The sequence below is a fragment of the Pedobacter vanadiisoli genome (assembly GCF_042684385.1).
In the GTDB taxonomy this organism is placed as follows: domain Bacteria; phylum Bacteroidota; class Bacteroidia; order Sphingobacteriales; family Sphingobacteriaceae; genus Pedobacter; species Pedobacter vanadiisoli.
On record NZ_JBHULL010000009.1, the window covers coordinates 308,137 to 325,589 of the forward strand.

Genomic DNA, 17,453 nt, shown 5'->3' on the forward strand with positions numbered 1-17,453 from the left:
CCCTTTTCATCTTAATAGATATATGGTCAGCAGATCAGAACAACGTTTCATTAACATTAATCTTATAACCATCATCGTTACGCTGCTGGTTATACTTGCCGGAGGTATTGTACGCAGTACAGGTTCTGGCATGGGCTGTCCGGATTGGCCTAAATGTTTCGACCGTTATATTCCGCCAACCGATGTATCACAGCTTCCTGCCAACTATAAAGAAAAATATGTAGCGGGTAGGTTAAAAAAGAACGAAAAATTTGCCAAATACCTTGAAAGCATGGGAAAGGTTGCCCTTGCAGATAGTATCAGGCACGATAAAAGCATTACCATACCAGAGGAGTTTAACCCAGTAAAAACCTGGACTGAATACCTTAACCGATTAGCTGGCGTAGCAGCAGGAATATTTCTGTTTTTAACCGCGGTTTATTCATTTACCTACCGTAAAACGGCTAAACGTATTATCGCGTTAAGTATACTGAATTTATTTGTGGTAGGTTATCAGGGTTGGTTAGGCTCTATAGTGGTATCAACCAACCTCACACAGTGGGTTGTTACCGTACACATGCTTTTGGCATTGGTTATTCTGGCCATATCTATTTATACCTATAATTACGCGAAACAGCTCAGTAAAGCACCTTCAGTAATTATGTACCGGATATTATGGCTAAAAGGCTTCCTGTTTTTTACGCTCGTAATCAGTATTGTTCAGATTGTATTGGGAACCGATGTAAGGGAAGCAGTAGATGTGATTGCAAAAGAACTTGCCTATGGCAGTAAGAGTACCTGGCTTTCGAAGGTAGGATCCGTATTTTCTTACCATCGCGACCTGGCCATTTTGGTGGTGGTAACTAACGCGATTGTATATAAAATGGTAATAGACCGTTTTAGCGGTAAGGCAGCACCATTGTTAACGGCCAGATTTATTCTGATTACGCTCTTGGTACAATTATTAAGTGGTTTTGCATTGGCTTACATTGCTTTTCCGCCGGCAGCACAGGCGCTGCATATCCTGTTCTCTACGTTGCTATTTAGTTTACAATTTTATCTGTACTTGCTGGTTTACCGTACAAGTACTTATAAACAATAATATTTAAGGGAATTGAAACAATATATTTCAGATTTTTCTAAACTTATCAAATTCAGGCTATCGTTTACGGTAGTGTTTTCTGCATCGATTTCTTTCTTAATCGGACAGAAAATGCAGGTAGGCAGAGGTCATATCCCTACCATTGACTGGGGGAACTGGCTGATCTTAATTGCCGGAGGATTTTTAGTTACGGCAGCAGCAAACTGTTTTAACGAGATTATTGAAAAAGACCTGGATAAACTCATGTCGCGGACAAAAGACCGCCCGATGCCGGCTGGTAGAATGACTACCGGGCAAGGCTTAATCCTGGGCGTTTTTATGGGCTTTCTGGGAACCTGGTTATTAGGGAAATTAAACCTTGAAACGGGACTTTTATCTGTGTTTTCGATTTTATTATATGCATTTGCTTATACACCTTTAAAAAGAAAATCGCCAATCGCTGTTTTTGTGGGGGCCATTCCTGGTGCATTGCCGCCACTTATTGGCTATCTGGCTGCTTTCGGGAGCTTAAAGGCAGAAATGTTCCATGAAATTGATTATTACATTGCCGGTATTTTATTCCTGATCCAGTTTGTATGGCAGTTTCCTCACTTTTGGGCCATTGCATGGGTGCTGGATGATGATTATAAAAAAGCGGGTTTCAGGTTGTTACCAACCAAAAAAAGAGACAAAACTTCGGCCTTGCTTACATTTTTAAGTACGCTGATTTTAATCCCTGTGAGTTTATTGCCAACCATTTATGGCTTTGGTGGTTATTATATCGCAGGTTTATCATTAGTAGCCGGATTAATATTTAGCTGGTTGGCTTTTAAACTTTTAATGAACAGAGAATTAAGTGATGCAAAGAAAGTGATGTTCTGTTCGTTTTTTTACATCCCTGCTGTACAGCTGGGCTTATTATTAAATTTTATAGCAAAATAACTTATGGATATCGCGATGGAAAAATTCCAGGATACATTTGATCCCAAACCCAGAAAGTTTATTGTTTGGCTATTTGTAGTAACATCTACCATTATGTTCGCAGGCTTTACCAGTTATTACCTGGTATTTGCGGCATCTAAGGGCAAAGGGCATGGCTTAGTGCTCCCCGATGCTTTTATTTACTCGAGCATAGTGATTATTGCCAGCAGTATCACCTTATTTTTAGCAGCGAAAGCATTAAAAAAACTGAATTTTGGCTTACAGCGTAACCTGCTTTGGGTTACCGTTATATTGGCCATCGTTTTTGGCGTAATGCAGTTTAACGCATGGGGAAGCATGGTAAGAACTGGTGCTACGCTTGTAGGCAATAATGCAGCCATTTCTTTTATTTATGTAGTATCGGGTATGCACTTATTGCACATTATTGCAGGTGTTGGCCTTATTATTAGTGCATTAGCAGGTAGTTATAAGAATATCCCTACTGCTAAAAGCCAGTATAGAATGGAAATCGCTTCTATTTTTTGGCATTTTATAGATATATTATGGATATATCTGTATGTTTTTTTACTTTTGAACCGTTAAATTTGTTAACAAACTATTATACTATTTCCAAATGAATGCAGTATCACAATTAGATCAAGTTAAAACCGGACCATGGAATGGTGGTCGTTCTCCGTGGTCGGTAGAATATGGCAAAATCATGATGTGGTTTTTCCTTTTGTCAGATGCTTTTACCTTTTCATCTTTATTGATCTACTACGGCGCTCAGCGTTTTTCTAAATTAACATGGCCAGCTCCAGATAAAGTTTTCCAATCTATCCCAGGTGTAATGGAACACGGTGCTCCATTGGTATTTGTGGGGATCATGACTTTTATCCTGATCATGAGTTCGGTAACCATGGTATTGGCTGTAGAAGCCGGACACAGACGTTCTAAAAAAGAAGTAATTGGCTGGATGATTGCAACCATTATCGGTGGCTTCATGTTCTTAGGCTGTCAGGCAATTGAGTGGACACACTTACACCATGATGGTTTCTGGTGGGGACATATCCCTTCTGCTGAAGAATTAAAACACTTTTTCAATAAACCAGAAGATGTATCTTTAATTGCATCACAACAATTTGCAAACTTGTTCTTTACCATTACGGGTTTCCACGGTTTCCACGTATTTAGTGGTGTAATCATCAATATCATCATCCTGATCATGACCATTAACGGAACTTTCGAAAAACGTGGTCATTATTTAATGGTTGAAAAAGTTGGTTTATACTGGCACTTTGTAGATTTAGTATGGGTGTTTGTATTTACATTCTTCTATTTGGTTTAATTTATCATATTATAAAAATATTTTTATGTCAGAGCACTCACATACAACAGAAGGTCACGGGCACGATGAGCACGCAGGTTTATCAAAAGGTAAAATCTGGAAAGTTTTTGGTGTCCTTTTATTAATCACGGTAATTGAGTTCATCATTGCGTTGGTATTAATTCCGAAAGGATACATGACCCAGCACATCGGTAACTATGTTTATATTGTGTTAACTTTATTGAAAGCATTTTATATCGTGGCTTATTTTATGCACTTAAAATATGAGAAACTGGGGTTGCAGCTTTCATTAACCGTATCGTTCATTTTTATTATTTACTTTATTGTTTTAATGTTAACAGAAGGTGGATTTTTAAATCTGCACATGCTACACCATTAATGAAAAGAAGCCCGATAAAAAAGGTATTAATCCTGGTAAGCATTTTAGCTATACCGGGATTTTTATTTTTTTACTTATTGCCGCACTTTGCAAAAAACAGATATAAGAGTTTACCAATTTTTGGAAAAAAAATAGTTGCCTCTACATTCCATAGTGTTAAAGGGAAGAAAATACCAGATACCATTTATCATCAGGTTCCGGATTTCAAACTGATCAACCAACATAATGATACTATCAGCTGGAAATCTTTAGAAAATAAGATAGTGGTACTTAACCTGTTCTATTCAGGCGCCGGTAGTCAACAAACTAATAAATATATTAAACAGTTATCTGATGGTTATGAACAAAAACCATTAGTTAAATTTTTAAGTTTATCTGTAGATCCCGCTGATAAAAATAAGCTGAGCAATTTCGCTAAAGGTTTTAAGGCAAAAGAAGGTAAATGGGATTTTCTTGCAGGTGATACTGTGCAGACTTATCCTTTAATTAAACAGGGGTTATTGCTCGATGTGCTCGAAGATGACAGTAAAGAAAAGCCAAGCTTTATTTTTAGCAATAAAATCCTGCTCATTGATAATCTTCATCGTATCCGTGGCATTTACGATGCTGATAATGCAGAGGCCAACGCCAGGTTGGAAGACGAGATAAAAGTACTGATTGCTGAATACCTGAGAAACGTTAAAGACGGCAGGTAGGTTAGTTTGGAGCTGGGAGTCCGTAGTTTGGAGTTCAAAGTTTACAGACGAATAGAATAATTAAATAAATTGATTAAAAATACTCATGGAAAATAGCCCAATAGAGAAGAAATATAACAAGTGGATCATTATTTTATCCGTTTTTATTCCTGTTGCCGTAGCCTTTTTGTTTGTTGTAAAGCTAAAGGATCTTGGAATTGATGCACCAACGCTTCCGTTTCTGCCTCCTATATATGCTACCATTAATGGTATAACAGCCGTATTATTGGTTATTGCAGTTTGGGCAATTAAAAATGGAAAAATCGTTCTGCACCAAAATTTAATGAAAACGGCCATTGGCTGTTCGCTTCTGTTTTTGGTGATGTATATCGCCTATCATATGACTACACCTTCTACCAAATTTGGTGGTGATGGAATGGTAAAATATATCTATTTTTTCATCCTTTTAACACATATATTGCTTTCAATAGCAATTATACCATTGGTTTTGATTAGTTATGTAAGGGCAATTGCCGAACGTTTTGATAAACACAGGAAAATTGCAAAAATTACGTTTCCATTATGGCTTTATGTGGCTGTTACAGGTGTTGTGGTTTACCTGATGATTTCGCCGTATTATCAATATTAGGAAATTTAGAAGCATTATCCAGAAGTATAAATGAAGCCTTATTTAAAAATTAAGGCTTTTATTTTTTGTACATTTTTTAGCACGTAAAATTTCTTAATCTGTATATTTGGTTATAAAGTTATATTAAGGTTAAACTAAATAGTTTTAGTTTTCCATCTCTGTTATCTATCTGATAAATTCAGAAAATGAAATACATGGCGGTTATGATGAACTAACTTATGACAGTAAGTAATATGGATAAAGAACGGGCCCTGATTGATAAGATAGTAGAGGGTGATGAACAGGCTTTTTCAGTACTGTTCTTCAAATACCTGCCCGTACTCCAATTATTTGCCGCAAAATTTACAAAATCCGACGATGCCGCCGAAGAAATTATTCAGGATGCTTTTTTGAGGGTATGGTTAAACCGCGATAAACTGGCTGAAGTAGATAATGTAAAAGCTTATCTATATAAATATGTTTCCAATGAGTGCTTAAGTTACCTTCGTAAAAAATTAAAGGAAGATAGAGTTGTAGATGCATTTACAGCCAAGCAACAAGATAGCCATAACAATACCATCGAAACGATTAACTTAAACGAAGTAACTAAAATTATAGCTATTGCGGTCGAAAAATTACCTGATCAGCGCAGAAATATATATCAATTAAGTAGGCGTGACGGTAAAACCATACCCGAAATTGCCGAAATATTAAATATTTCACCCAATACCGTTAAAAATGCCCTTGTAATTGCGTTAAAATCAATACGCATACATCTGGACCAACATGGGATTGTATTCTTTTTCCCAATTATTTGCTTCTTTTTTAAAATAAAATAAAAAAAAGTGAAATCCCGATAGTCCTAATTTTCTTTTACCGCTTCTTAATATCAGAATCTTTATGGAGGAACGTATACATTATTTATTACAACAGTTTACAGCTAAGAAACTAAGTCAAGCTGAAAGAGAAGAACTTTTAGCTTTGGCTGTCGACAATAATTCATTGCTTTCGGACGAAATTGTGAAAATGATTATCGCTGAAGAGGAGCATGCCACTGATATTGTTGATGAAAAGTGGAATAGGGTTCTGAATAAAATTCTAACGGTAGATAAACCGGCACGGTCGCCTAAACGGATTTTAATGAATAGGTTAAAGTGGGCAGCGGCTGCAGTTGTTTTTATTGTGTTTTCATTTACGGCTTATATTTCTTTACAGAAAAAGAAAGAGCATGTTTTTGCAACTGATGTGGCTCCGGGTAAAAATAAAGCTGTTTTAACTTTGGCAGATGGGAAAAAAATTTCGCTTTCTGATGCTTTAACCGGTAATGTTGCCAAGGAGGCGGGTTTCTCGATCACTAAAACGGCAGATGGCCAACTGGTGTATAATATTGATGAATCCGAAAATATTGACGATACAAGGGTAAATACCATCGCAACCCCTAATGGTGGTCAGTGGCAGATTCGTTTACCGGATGGAACGAAAGTATGGCTAAACGCCGCTTCATCCATGCAATACAGTTTAAACATTGGTAAGGCAAAGCAGCGGCTGGTTAAACTTGATGGTGAAGCCTATTTTGAAGTAGCTAAAGATAGTGCGCGACCTTTCGTTGTTGAAACGGATAAACAATTGGTTGAGGTATTGGGTACTCATTTCAATATCAATAGTTATTACGATGAAATTGTAACCAAAACCACCCTTTTAGAAGGAAGTGTTCGTGTACTGCATAAAAGTACCAATGAAACTGAAATATTGAAACCAGGCGATCAATCTATTGTATCTGCCTCGGGTATTGAAATAAAAGAAGCCGATGTTGATGAAGCCATTGCCTGGAAAGATGGTTATTTCAAATTTAACAACGAAAAACACGTAAGTATTTTACGCAAATTGGCCCGCTGGTATAATGTGGAAGTAGAATATGCCGATCCGCAGGCAAAAAATGTAATATACTACGGAACGGTAAGCCGTTTCGAGAAAATATCGAAAGTTTTAACCAAACTGGAACAAACCGGTAAGGTTCGTTTCGATATAAAGGGTAATAAAATTATAGTTTATAAAGAATAAAATGAGCGGACAGGGGAGTAACTAACCTTTGTCTTTAAATAAAAGAACCTAAAATTAATCAACTAATCAACTTAATCAAAACTATGAAGAAATCTCGACAAAGTATCTAGCCTTATCAAGAATTGAAGCAACAAAAAAGGAGTGCTTCCAACACCCCTTTTTGTTCATCTGTTCATTCGTTCTGGTACGCCAGAACCAATTAATTAATTATTTCTTGGATTAACCGCGAATCGCTTTTTAGCGCTTAAACATAAATGCGTTCGCAAAAAAACAGACTAATAAATGTACAAAATTTATATTGGAATTTTATGTACGCATCGCCGCTACATACCTAAATTGCTATTAATGATGAAGTTAATTACGGTCATTTTGCTTGCCTCGTTAATGCAGGTAAGTGCAGCTTCATTTGGCCAGCTGGTTACATTAAAGGAGAAGAATGTAACATTAGAGAAAATGTTCAGGGAAATCAGGCAACAGTCTGGTTACGATGTATTATTATCAACAAACAGAATTAAAAGTACCACAACCATCAATGCCGATTTTACCAATGCTACCATTGAGGAAGTGATGGGAAAAATTATCTCTGGAATGGATTTGACCTATACAATAGAGGACAAAACAGTTCTCATTAAACCTAAGGAAAAATCTTTGTTCGATAAGGTCATCGATTACTTTGCAGCGGTAAAAGTAACCGGTAAAGTAAGAGACAAGAAAGGTAACGAGCTTCCTGGAGTAAGTGTGAAAGAAAAAGGTGCTGCAAATGGAGTTTCAACAAACTCTACTGGCGACTATACGATCAGTGTAAATGAGCGGGCTGTCCTTGTTTTTACCTACATTGGTTATAAAACAGTTGAAATACCCTTAAACGGCAGGACAAGTATAAATGTCACCTTAGAAGAAGATGCTGCTGAGTTAAATGAGGTTGTGGTTACTGGTATGGGAACCAAAGTAGATAAAAGAACCTTTACAGGTGCTACTTCAAATGTAAAAGTATCGGATGCTGAAATTGGCGGTTTGCCTGATCCGAGCAGGATGCTTGACGGTCGTGTTGCCGGTGTAACCGTTCAAAATACAACAGGTACATTTGGTACTGCTCCAAAAATCAGAATTCGGGGATCGAGTTCTATTTACGGAAGTTCAAAACCGCTTTGGGTTGTAGATGGTGTAATTCTGGAAGATGTTGCTGATATCAGTTCTGATGATTTGTCATCCGGAGATGCGCTAACGCTGATTAGTTCAGCTGTTGGGGGGTTAAACGCAAATGATATTGAAAGTTTCCAAATCTTAAAAGATGGCGCTGCAACATCAATTTATGGTGCAAAAGGAAAAGGGGGGGTAATTGTAATTACCACCAAAAGAGGTAGAGTGGGCGTAAATAGCTTTAGTTACGTGTCAGAACTTACCACACGCTCAAAGTTCTCCTATGATAATTTTAACATCATGAACTCTCAGGAACAAATGGGGGTTTATCAAATGTTAGAGCAAAGAGGCTGGTTAAACAATTCAAGCGTATCCAATGCTTCAAACAGTGGTGTGTATGGAAAAATGTATCAACTCATCAATTCTGGTCAATTACAAAATACTGAAGCCGCTAAAAACGCTTATTTACGGGAGGCAGAATACAGAAATACAGATTGGTTTGATTTGCTATTTAACAATAGCATTATGCAAAATCACTCCATTAGTATGTCGTCCGGAACAGAAAAAGCACAGTACTATTCGTCTTTAAGTGCCATTTATGACCCTGGATGGACTAAGCAAAGCAAGGTAAAAAGATATACGGCAAATTTTAATGCCACCTATAACCTGCGTGATAATTTAAAATTAACGCTCCTATCAAACGGATCATATAGAGATCAAAGGGCCCCAGGAACACTAGGCCAATCTACCGATGTGGTTTTTGGAACAGTAGGCCGTAATTTTGATATTAACCCATATTCCTATGCCTTAAATACATCTAGAACATTAGATGCAAATACTTTTTACACCAGAAACTATGCTCCATTTAATATCTTACATGAGTTAGATAACAATTATATGGATGTTAATGTGGCTGATGTTAAGTTTCAAGGAGAATTGAGTTGGAAAGCGCTGAAAACATTAAACTTCAGTTTTCTTGCCTCAACAAGGTATAACCAAACATCACAACAACATTATATTAAAGACAGCTCCAACCAGGCACAAGCATACCGGGCAATGGGAACTACGATCATCAGAGATAACAACCCATATCTGTATACAGATCCAAGTATCTTATATGCTGTTCCGGTTTCAATTTTACCGTCAGGAGGTATTTACAATCGCGTAGATAATAAACTTACCAGTAACGATTTCCGTTTTATTACTCAATATAACGAAACTTTTGCCGATAAGCATAATATTGATATTGTTGGTGGATCTACTTTAAGTGAAATTTACCGAAATAACAATTTCTTTAGGGGCTGGGGATTACAATATGATTTAGGTGAAATTCCGTTTACAGACTATCGTGTATTTAAAAGAGCTTCAGAAGAAAACACCAATTATTATAGTGTAGGTAATACCAGAAGTAAAGAAGTTGCCTTCTTCGGTGAAGCAGCCTATACTTACAATCAAAAATATACCATTAAAGCAACCGGAAGATATGAAGGAAGTAACAGGTTAGGTAGGTCTACCTCAGCCAGATGGTTACCAACCTGGAGTGTATCCGGCTTGTGGAATGTGATGGAGGAAAAATTCTTTCAGGGTTTAAATACGCCATTTTCGAGCCTATCATTCAAAGGTTCATATGGTTTATCAGCCGATAGAGGTCCGAGTTATGTAACGAACTCGAAGGCAATCTACAGCAGCTACACTCCTTGGAGACCAACTGCTGCTGATAGGGAAACAGGTTTAGAAATTAGCACTTTAGAAAACTCTCAACTTACATTTGAGAAAAAACATGAGTTAAACCTTGGTACCAGCTTTAGCTTGTTTAAAAACAGATTAGCAGTTGATGTAGACTGGTATAAAAGGAATAATTTTGATTTGATTGGTATTATCAATACGCAAGGATTGGGTGGCGAAATTACGAAGTATGGTAACGTAGCTGACATGAAATCAAGTGGTATTGAGGTTAGTGTAGCCGGTACAATACTTAAAAAGAATGATTTCTCTTGGACCGCGAATTTTATCTATACGCACAACCAGAATGAAGTAACTAATTCTGAAAATAATGCCCGTGTTATTGATTTGATTACAGGTACAGGATATGGCTTACAAGGCTATCCGGCCCGTTCTTTATTCTCGATACCATTTGTTAGGTTACAAAATGATGGATTACCAATTTTCACCAACAGCGATGGCAGCGAAACTGTTACAGGAGTATATCTACAAAATAGAGATAAGGTAGACTTCCTAAAATACGAAGGAACTACCGAACCTACTCATTTAGGAAGTTTAGGAAACATCTTTGGCTATAAAGCATTTAAGCTAAACGTTTTTGTTACTTACTCTTTCGGTAATGTAGTGCGCTTGAATCCGGCTTTCAAAACGGGTTATACCGATCTTGATGCCAGTACCAGAGAATTTTACGATGCATGGACTGTTCCTGGAGATGAGTTAAGAACAAATATTCCTGTTATCTTGGATACCAGATATATTAGAAATAACAGTAATTATAGTATTGCTTACAACTCTTATAATTATTCATCAGCAAATATTGCAAAAGGAGATTTCGTTCGTTTAAAAGATATTTCGCTTTCTTACGATTTCAACAAGAAATTATTGTCGAGAATTGGTCTTAATGCCGCTTCGTTACGTTTAAATGCTACCAATTTATGGTTAATCTATGCAGATAAAAATCTGAATGGTCAGGATCCTGAATTTGTAAATGCAGGTGGTGTAGCATTGCCATTAGCCAAACAATATACTTTAACCTTAAGAGTTGGATTTTAACAATGAAACTTACAATGAAAAATAAATATTTATTTCTCGCATTTAGTGCAATTATTATTTCCGGTTTTTCTTCTTGTAAGAAATACCTGGATGAATTGCCAGATAACAGGGCAGAGCTTAATAATACCGAAAAAATAGCAAAAATGCTGGTATCGGCCTACCCTGCAAACTCCTATGTGTTGGTGTCTGAGTTATCTTCAGATAATGTTGATGATTATGGTGAATCAAACCCATACTATGATAGGTTTTCTACGCAAGCATTTAATTGGCAAGATATCACTGAAACAAATAACGATGGTATTGATAGGGTATGGAGCGGTTGCTACAGTGCAATAGCCAGTGCCAATGCTGCCCTTAACGCTATTAGTGAGCAAGGTAACCCGGCAAATTTATCGCCACAAAGGGGCGAAGCCTTAGTGGCCCGGGCATATGGCCATTTTATATTGGTAAATATGTTTGCACAACATTATTCCCCATCAAAATCGGCAACAGATTTAGGTATAACTTATATGACCAAGCCAGAATCTACGCTTGATCCTAAATATCAACGCAATACTGTAGCAGAAGTTTACGACCTCATGATTAAAGATTTGGAAGAGGGTATTCCGTTGATAAATGATGCTGCTTATTCAAACTCAAATGTTGCTAAATATCACTTTAACAAATCGGCAGCAAATGCTTTCGCAGCAAGGTTATTTCTTTACAAAGGCGATTGGGCTAAAGCAATAAGCTACGCTACAGCTTCATTCAACAATTCGCCTTCTACCTATTTAAGGGATTATGCATACATCGCTACTTTTAGTGCCAACTTTGCCAATACAACAAGAGAATACAACTCAAGTAGTATAAAGGCAAATTTTCTGATCAGTACACCCGTGTCATCCGCCGCAGCAAATTTTGGTAATTATTATACGGGTAGCAGGTATTCTCATGGTGCTTACATTGCAGGTAATGAATCAATTTTAATAAGAAATACCCCTCATGGAACTTATTCTGGTGCTCCTGGTTACCGTGTTCGGAGCTACACCTATTCAGGTGCAAATTTAGATAAAGTATTACTACCTCATGTTTCTTATCAATTTGAGTATACCGATCCGGTTGCAGGTATTGGCTATACACATAGTGTTTTTACGCCTTTTACCTTAGAAGAAGCTTTACTTACCCGTGCTGAAGCTTATATTCAATTGAAAAATTATACTGCAGCCTTAGCTGATATTAATCTTTTCGTAGGTAATACTTTTACTTCATCTTTAGCTGTAACACAGGCCAGGGTTGATGCATGGGCTACATCATTTGCCTATTCAACTCCAACAGCTTCAACACCAAGAAAAAAGTTCAATGCTGAATTTAATATTGAAGCAGGTACACAAGAAAATATGCTTCAGGCGGTATTGTATTATAGAAGAATAGAAACCTTACTTACTGGTTTACGCTGGTTTGATGTTAAACGTTATGGTATAGAAGTTACAAGACGTACGATTGTTGCCGGTGCACCAGGCCCGGTTAGCAGCAATACATTAGTAGTAAGAGATAATAGAAGAGCAATACAATTGCCACAAGATGTAATCACTTCTGGTTTAACCCCTAATCCAAGATAGACATGAAATTTAATAAAATTTATTTATTTCTTTTGGCAGGAACATTAGTATTAAACGGCTGCAAAAAGGAAAAGTTGGATCCAAATAGTGTTTTTGTTGATTCGAAAATCGAAAAAAATGCATTAGATAATTATATCTACAATAATTTAGTATTGGATTATAATATTGATGTTCTATATAAATATGTAGATAAAGAATCTGATCAGAACTATAATCTGGTCCCTGCGAATTATGACAGCTCGATAAGAATGACCAAGTTGTTAAAATACCTGGGTTTTGAGCCATATGATGATATAACAGGAGGAAAATCTTTTATTAAAGGCTATTTTCCAAAACTGATCAACTATATCGGTGAAGCAGCTTACAGAAATAATGGTACCAGGATATTAGGTACGGCAGAAGGTGCCAGAAAGATTACACTTTATGAAGTGAACAGGTTGAATGCCACCAGTGGGGTTAATGCAAACTTTTTAACCGACAGTTATTTTCATACCATTCATCATGAGTTTCAGCATATCTTAAACCAAACTACCGATTTTCCAAGTAGCTTTAGAACAATTTCCGGAACTTCTTATGTAGATGATCTTTGGGTTTCTGCTTGGGCTAATGATGGCGCAGCAATCGCAGCAGGCTTTATTTCGCCGTATGCAAGTAGTTCGGATAAAGAAGACTTTGCAGAACTGTATTCTTTTTACGTAACCTTGTCGGCCACCCAGTGGGATGCCAGGTTAAACGCCACCGGAAGTACTGCCGCAGGTAGAACAATTATCAACAATAAGTTGATATTGGTGAAAAATTACATGCTAACGGTGTGGAATATTGATATGGATGTATTAAGGGCAAATATCCAGGCTCGTATTGCCAATCTGCCTAATTTTAATCAAACTTCATTATAATCTATATATTATGAAAAGAAATTATTATCTGTTAACAATCATCTGTTTTCTGTTTTTAGCTGCATGCGATAAGAAAAAAGACAGGGTTTTTGACGAAAGTCCAACGGTGCGATTAAACGCGGCAGTGGCTAATGCGCAAAATATTTTAAGAAGTAAACCTAATGGTTGGATTTTTCAATATTTTCCAGGTGCTAATGCACCATACGGAGGGGTGAATTTATTTGTGAATTTTACCTCTGCTACCGATGTAAATATGCAGGCTGATTATACAACCGGGAATATTACCAGCTCTTATAAAGTATATCCTGGTGCAGGCCCGGTATTAACTTTTGATACCTATAACTCTGTTCTGGATTACTTTGCCCTGCCTGGCGTACTTAGCAACTGGGGGGCTTCTGATACCGGTTTAGGAGGTGATATAGAGTTTCTGGTAGTAAAAGCCAATGCTGATTCCGTTATCTTAAAAGGCAGAAAAAGAAACACAACCCTGGTTATGGTACCAGTACCGGGAGATGCAGCAAGTGTACCGGCTTTAATTGCTAATTACAGGACTTCTTTTAACCGCTTTTACAATGCAAATTCTTTCCGTTTTGTAACAGCGACTAAAACTACTGCTTTATCGTGGGGAACGTATAACGGTTTAATGGCAGGAAGCATTAACTATTCATTCAGGCCAACAGATACAGGCGTTGATGGTTTCCAGCAATATACCGTTGATGGCATAACATTTAAACAGCTAACCTTTAAGGCGGCAACAGCTACTTACACAAAGGGTTATTATGCCAATGCTGATGAAAGCTTGAAATTGGTTATTTTATAATAAATTAACATCTCTAACGAAGCCCCCGAGATATTCGGGGGCTTGTATTTTTTATATGTCTTTATGCTTTATAAACAAATGTTAGGCTACCTGGTTTTTATTTTAAACCACCTCTTCTATATGTTGCTTAATCAAAAAGTATATTCTTTACGGGTTAAGTTAATCAGCAGTATCTTGGGTATTATTGTTTTGGTTATAGGCCTGATCGATTATTCTTTCAATTATAAAAAAGCAAGAAAGTTTTATATCTCACCAAGCTTGTTAATCACTTTAAACCTGTTCATGTGGATTTTATCAGGTTCATATATTTTTAGTATTATCAATATAATTTTATTGACTGCTTTTATATGGTGGGAGAAACAATTAAGTAAGGAACCGAAACACTTAAATAATTAAAAATCTCTAAATTTAAAACCGCCCGATAAGGCGGTTTTTTTATGACATAATTTTTAAACCCCTCCGGTCGTTTATTCATATATTTGTACATCATGAAGAAAAAAGTATTTTTTATCCTGTTGCTATTGGTATTTACTTTTGCGCTGGCCCCAAATGTTAATGCACAATGTGCCATGTGCAGCATTAATGCCGAGCAGGGTGTTAAAAATGGCAATACACAAACCGCAGGCTTAAATACGGGTGTTCTTTATCTTTTATCTGTTCCTTATTTAATGGCCATTATTGTTGGGGTAGTGTGGTATAAAAAATACCGTAAGAAAAATATCCACCTCAACATGCGTAAAGAACCTATTAATCTAAATTAAACGTATGCGGGGGCAAACGTCAAAGCTTTATGCCATTGTGCATTGCAAATGCCCGCATTGTCGCAGGGGAGATATCTTTACAGGCAGTATGTATGGCTGGAATATTCAGCATACCAAAGAAATCTGTGGGCATTGTGCGCAACGTATAGAAATAGAACCAGGTTATTTTTATGCAGCCATGTATGTAAGTTATGCCATGAATGTGATCGAAATGCTGCTAGCCAGCTTGATCACCTATCTCATTTTCGGACCACTTACCGACGCCACTTTCTGGCATTACCTCATCGTAATTTTTACAGGCTGTTTTGTCCTGTATCCCTTTAATTACCGATATTCGAGGATCATATTGCTCCATGTTTTATCGCCAAATATTAAGTATAAGCCGTATTACGATAAATAGGTTAACTGTTTAAACTGTATAAATCGGTTAACTATTGGTTTGGCGATTAGCGAGAATTAACCAATGATCAGTGAGCCATTATTAAATTTTGAGTGGGCGTTTGGAGTTGAGAGTAGCTGAAAGGTAAACAATTAACCAGTATACAGTTTTTAGTTGGCAGTTTACAATTAAGCAATTCGACAATAGCAATATCTAAGCACTGCGCTAACCAATGAACTAATGACGAATGAACCAATGATCAGTTAACCATAAAACTGTATGTTAAAAAAAGAAACCTTAAAATTTATAAAAGATGTGGCGGAGAATAACAACCGCGAATGGTTTGCCGCTAACAAAGATGTATATGAAGGAGCAAAAGCCGATGTATTGGCACTGGTAGCCAAGCTAATTCCTGAATTAGCAAAGGTAGACCCATTACTTTCGGCAGAAGCTGACCCAAAAAAAAGCCTGTTGCGCATTTACCGCGATGTGCGTTTCAGTAAGAATAAAGATCCCTATAAAAACAACTTCGGTATCTGGTTTTCTGCAAAAAGCAAAGGAGGAAATGAGCCTGGTTATTACCTGCATATCCAACCGGGTAAAAGCTTTATTGCCGGCGGATACTGGATGCCGGAAGCGCCACATTTAAAACTCATCCGGCAGGAAATTGATTATAATATAGGCGATTTTAAAGAAATTATCAATGCAAAGGATTTTAAGAAAAACTTTAAACTAGGCTTTGATAATTCGCTTAAAAACGCCCCGAAAGGTTATGATCCTGAAGATCCAAACATCGAGTTTTTAAAACTGAAAAGCTTCGAAGCCATCACAAAAATAGATGATGAAGAATTTTTTAAACCGAACCTCGTTAATAAGTTGATAAATTCTTTTAAAACAGTTCAGCCTTTAGTTGCATTTTTACGAAATGCGATTGAGCAGTAATCAATTCACAGTTGTCAGTTTTCAATAACTAAAAAGCAATTCACAAACTGGTAACTTTAATACTTGCTGCTCGATATAAATATCCAATTCCTAACCCTTGAACAAAAAATGAAAAATACCTTTCTTGCCTTTGCCATTCTCCTCTTTATTTCTTCGCTCACTTCCTGTGTGGTATTATCGCCAAAAAAGTACAAAGCTTTATTGGGAACCAAAGATTCACTTTATACTGCCTTTAACGAAAGTCAGATCAAAATAGAAAACCTCGAAAAAGAAGTGGCAAAACTGAAAAAGGATACCACTTTAATGGCCGAAGAACTGCGCGATCTGCAGAACAGCTATAACACCGTTGATGCGAACTACAAAAAGCTTAAGAGCAACTCGTCAACAGAAATCACCAAATTATCAGGCGATCTGGCTGCACGCGAAAAGCGTTTGAAAGAAGTAGAAGAAGTATTGCGCAAACGGGACGAAGCCACCAATGCATTGAAGGAGAAACTTCAGCAGGCTTTATTGGGCTTTACCAAAAGCGGCTTAACCGTAGAAATTAAAAACGGTAAAGTGTACGTTTCGTTAACAGATAAGCTCTTATTTCCTTCGGGCAGTATCATTATTGATGAAAAAGGAAAACAGGCTTTAGCGCAGTTGGCGAATGTATTAAAACAGCAGCCCGAAATCAATATTGCGGTTGAAGGACATACCGACAACCAGAAAATAAATAATTTAGGACAGATAAAAGACAACTGGGATTTAAGTGTGCTCAGGGCAACTTCTGTAGTGCGTTATTTAACTGAGAATGAGAAAGTAGAGAGCGTAAGGATGACAGCTACTGGTAAAGGCGAATTCCAGCCACTGAGTACCAATGCAAATGCCGACGGCAGGAGCAAAAACAGAAGAATCGAAATTGTACTTTCGCCAAAGCTGGATGAGCTTTATAATCTGATTAAATAACAATACTTACATAATAAGGAGGGGTGTCTCGCTTTTGAACAGGCAAAGCACCCCAAATTATTCCCGTCGCCGTGGTTTGTGTCCTCACATACTATAAAAAAACATTGATTGGTGCCTCACCGG

The 17,453-nt window shown here is 37.1% G+C and carries 17 protein-coding genes; all 17 read left to right on the forward strand.

Features of this window, described 5'->3' with window-relative positions; translation table 11 throughout:
* The first annotated feature begins 22 nt into the window (after positions 1–22).
* The 17 genes from ACFSR6_RS12530 to ACFSR6_RS12610 all read left to right on the forward strand — a co-directional run bounded on the left by ACFSR6_RS12530 (position 23) and on the right by ACFSR6_RS12610 (position 17,330).
* The gene (locus ACFSR6_RS12530; RefSeq protein WP_379079356.1) at positions 23–1,081 is read left to right on the forward strand and encodes a COX15/CtaA family protein; all 1,059 of its coding nucleotides are present in this window, start codon (positions 23–25) and stop codon (positions 1,079–1,081) included.
* 12 nt (positions 1,082–1,093) lie between these two features.
* Positions 1,094–2,002 carry a heme o synthase gene (cyoE, locus tag ACFSR6_RS12535; protein WP_379079359.1) on the forward strand — a complete coding sequence of 303 codons (909 nt, stop codon included), beginning with the start codon at positions 1,094–1,096 and terminating at the stop codon, positions 2,000–2,002.
* A 15-nt stretch (positions 2,003–2,017) separates the two neighbouring features.
* Entirely contained in the window at positions 2,018–2,584 is a 567-nt protein-coding gene (locus ACFSR6_RS12540) for a cytochrome c oxidase subunit 3 (RefSeq protein WP_379079362.1), read from the forward strand.
* A gap of 31 nt (positions 2,585–2,615) precedes the next feature.
* Entirely contained in the window at positions 2,616–3,329 is a 714-nt protein-coding gene (locus ACFSR6_RS12545; protein ID WP_113947728.1) for a cytochrome c oxidase subunit 3, read from the forward strand.
* Positions 3,330–3,354: 25 nt separating this feature from the next.
* A complete protein-coding gene (locus ACFSR6_RS12550; protein WP_379079366.1) occupies positions 3,355–3,708 on the forward strand; it encodes a cytochrome C oxidase subunit IV family protein in 354 nt (117 codons plus the stop codon).
* Positions 3,708–4,403 carry an SCO family protein gene (locus tag ACFSR6_RS12555; protein WP_379079369.1) on the forward strand — a complete coding sequence of 232 codons (696 nt, stop codon included), beginning with the start codon at positions 3,708–3,710 and terminating at the stop codon, positions 4,401–4,403. The genes ACFSR6_RS12550 and ACFSR6_RS12555 overlap by 1 nt, the downstream gene beginning before the upstream one ends.
* Positions 4,404–4,488: 85 nt before the next feature.
* On the forward strand, positions 4,489–5,031 hold the full coding sequence (locus ACFSR6_RS12560) for a DUF420 domain-containing protein (protein ID WP_379079371.1): 543 nt from the start codon (positions 4,489–4,491) through the stop codon (positions 5,029–5,031).
* A gap of 218 nt (positions 5,032–5,249) precedes the next feature.
* Entirely contained in the window at positions 5,250–5,849 is a 600-nt protein-coding gene (locus tag ACFSR6_RS12565) for an RNA polymerase sigma-70 factor (protein ID WP_379079374.1), read from the forward strand.
* A 61-nt stretch (positions 5,850–5,910) separates the two neighbouring features.
* A complete protein-coding gene (locus ACFSR6_RS12570; RefSeq protein WP_379079377.1) occupies positions 5,911–7,071 on the forward strand; it encodes a FecR family protein in 1,161 nt (386 codons plus the stop codon).
* Between the two features lie 345 nt (positions 7,072–7,416).
* Positions 7,417–10,986, forward strand: coding sequence for a SusC/RagA family TonB-linked outer membrane protein (locus ACFSR6_RS12575; protein ID WP_379079380.1), 3,570 nt, complete (start codon positions 7,417–7,419; stop codon positions 10,984–10,986).
* A 14-nt stretch (positions 10,987–11,000) separates the two neighbouring features.
* Positions 11,001–12,584 (forward strand): RagB/SusD family nutrient uptake outer membrane protein, encoded by a 1,584-nt coding sequence (locus ACFSR6_RS12580; RefSeq protein WP_379079383.1) that lies wholly within the window; start codon positions 11,001–11,003, stop codon positions 12,582–12,584.
* A gap of 2 nt (positions 12,585–12,586) precedes the next feature.
* The gene (locus ACFSR6_RS12585; RefSeq protein ID WP_379079386.1) at positions 12,587–13,480 is read left to right on the forward strand and encodes a zinc-binding metallopeptidase; all 894 of its coding nucleotides are present in this window, start codon (positions 12,587–12,589) and stop codon (positions 13,478–13,480) included.
* Between the two features lie 10 nt (positions 13,481–13,490).
* Entirely contained in the window at positions 13,491–14,300 is an 810-nt protein-coding gene (locus ACFSR6_RS12590) for a DUF4302 domain-containing protein (RefSeq protein ID WP_379079388.1), read from the forward strand.
* 488 nt (positions 14,301–14,788) lie between these two features.
* Entirely contained in the window at positions 14,789–15,061 is a 273-nt protein-coding gene (locus ACFSR6_RS12595; RefSeq protein ID WP_379079391.1) for a hypothetical protein, read from the forward strand.
* A gap of 4 nt (positions 15,062–15,065) precedes the next feature.
* A complete protein-coding gene (locus ACFSR6_RS12600) occupies positions 15,066–15,461 on the forward strand; it encodes a DUF983 domain-containing protein (RefSeq protein WP_343523412.1) in 396 nt (131 codons plus the stop codon).
* Between the two features lie 258 nt (positions 15,462–15,719).
* Positions 15,720–16,382 (forward strand): DUF2461 domain-containing protein, encoded by a 663-nt coding sequence (locus tag ACFSR6_RS12605; protein WP_379079394.1) that lies wholly within the window; start codon positions 15,720–15,722, stop codon positions 16,380–16,382.
* A 108-nt stretch (positions 16,383–16,490) separates the two neighbouring features.
* Entirely contained in the window at positions 16,491–17,330 is an 840-nt protein-coding gene (locus ACFSR6_RS12610) for an OmpA/MotB family protein (RefSeq protein WP_379079397.1), read from the forward strand.
* Positions 17,331–17,453: the final 123 nt, after the last annotated feature.

Coding starts and splice junctions, on each gene's coding strand:
- ACFSR6_RS12530 (WP_379079356.1), top strand. CDS start 23: ATGGTCAGCAGATCAGAACAACGTTTCATTAACATTAATCTTATAACC.
- ACFSR6_RS12540 (WP_379079362.1), top strand. CDS start 2,018: ATGGAAAAATTCCAGGATACATTTGATCCCAAACCCAGAAAGTTTATT.
- ACFSR6_RS12545 (WP_113947728.1), top strand. CDS start 2,616: ATGAATGCAGTATCACAATTAGATCAAGTTAAAACCGGACCATGGAAT.
- ACFSR6_RS12550 (WP_379079366.1), top strand. CDS start 3,355: ATGTCAGAGCACTCACATACAACAGAAGGTCACGGGCACGATGAGCAC.
- ACFSR6_RS12555 (WP_379079369.1), top strand. CDS start 3,708: ATGAAAAGAAGCCCGATAAAAAAGGTATTAATCCTGGTAAGCATTTTA.
- ACFSR6_RS12560 (WP_379079371.1), top strand. CDS start 4,489: ATGGAAAATAGCCCAATAGAGAAGAAATATAACAAGTGGATCATTATT.
- ACFSR6_RS12565 (WP_379079374.1), top strand. CDS start 5,250: ATGACAGTAAGTAATATGGATAAAGAACGGGCCCTGATTGATAAGATA.
- ACFSR6_RS12570 (WP_379079377.1), top strand. CDS start 5,911: ATGGAGGAACGTATACATTATTTATTACAACAGTTTACAGCTAAGAAA.
- ACFSR6_RS12575 (WP_379079380.1), top strand. CDS start 7,417: ATGATGAAGTTAATTACGGTCATTTTGCTTGCCTCGTTAATGCAGGTA.
- ACFSR6_RS12580 (WP_379079383.1), top strand. CDS start 11,001: ATGAAAAATAAATATTTATTTCTCGCATTTAGTGCAATTATTATTTCC.
- ACFSR6_RS12585 (WP_379079386.1), top strand. CDS start 12,587: ATGAAATTTAATAAAATTTATTTATTTCTTTTGGCAGGAACATTAGTA.
- ACFSR6_RS12590 (WP_379079388.1), top strand. CDS start 13,491: ATGAAAAGAAATTATTATCTGTTAACAATCATCTGTTTTCTGTTTTTA.
- ACFSR6_RS12595 (WP_379079391.1), top strand. CDS start 14,789: ATGAAGAAAAAAGTATTTTTTATCCTGTTGCTATTGGTATTTACTTTT.
- ACFSR6_RS12600 (WP_343523412.1), top strand. CDS start 15,066: ATGCGGGGGCAAACGTCAAAGCTTTATGCCATTGTGCATTGCAAATGC.
- ACFSR6_RS12605 (WP_379079394.1), top strand. CDS start 15,720: ATGTTAAAAAAAGAAACCTTAAAATTTATAAAAGATGTGGCGGAGAAT.
- ACFSR6_RS12610 (WP_379079397.1), top strand. CDS start 16,491: ATGAAAAATACCTTTCTTGCCTTTGCCATTCTCCTCTTTATTTCTTCG.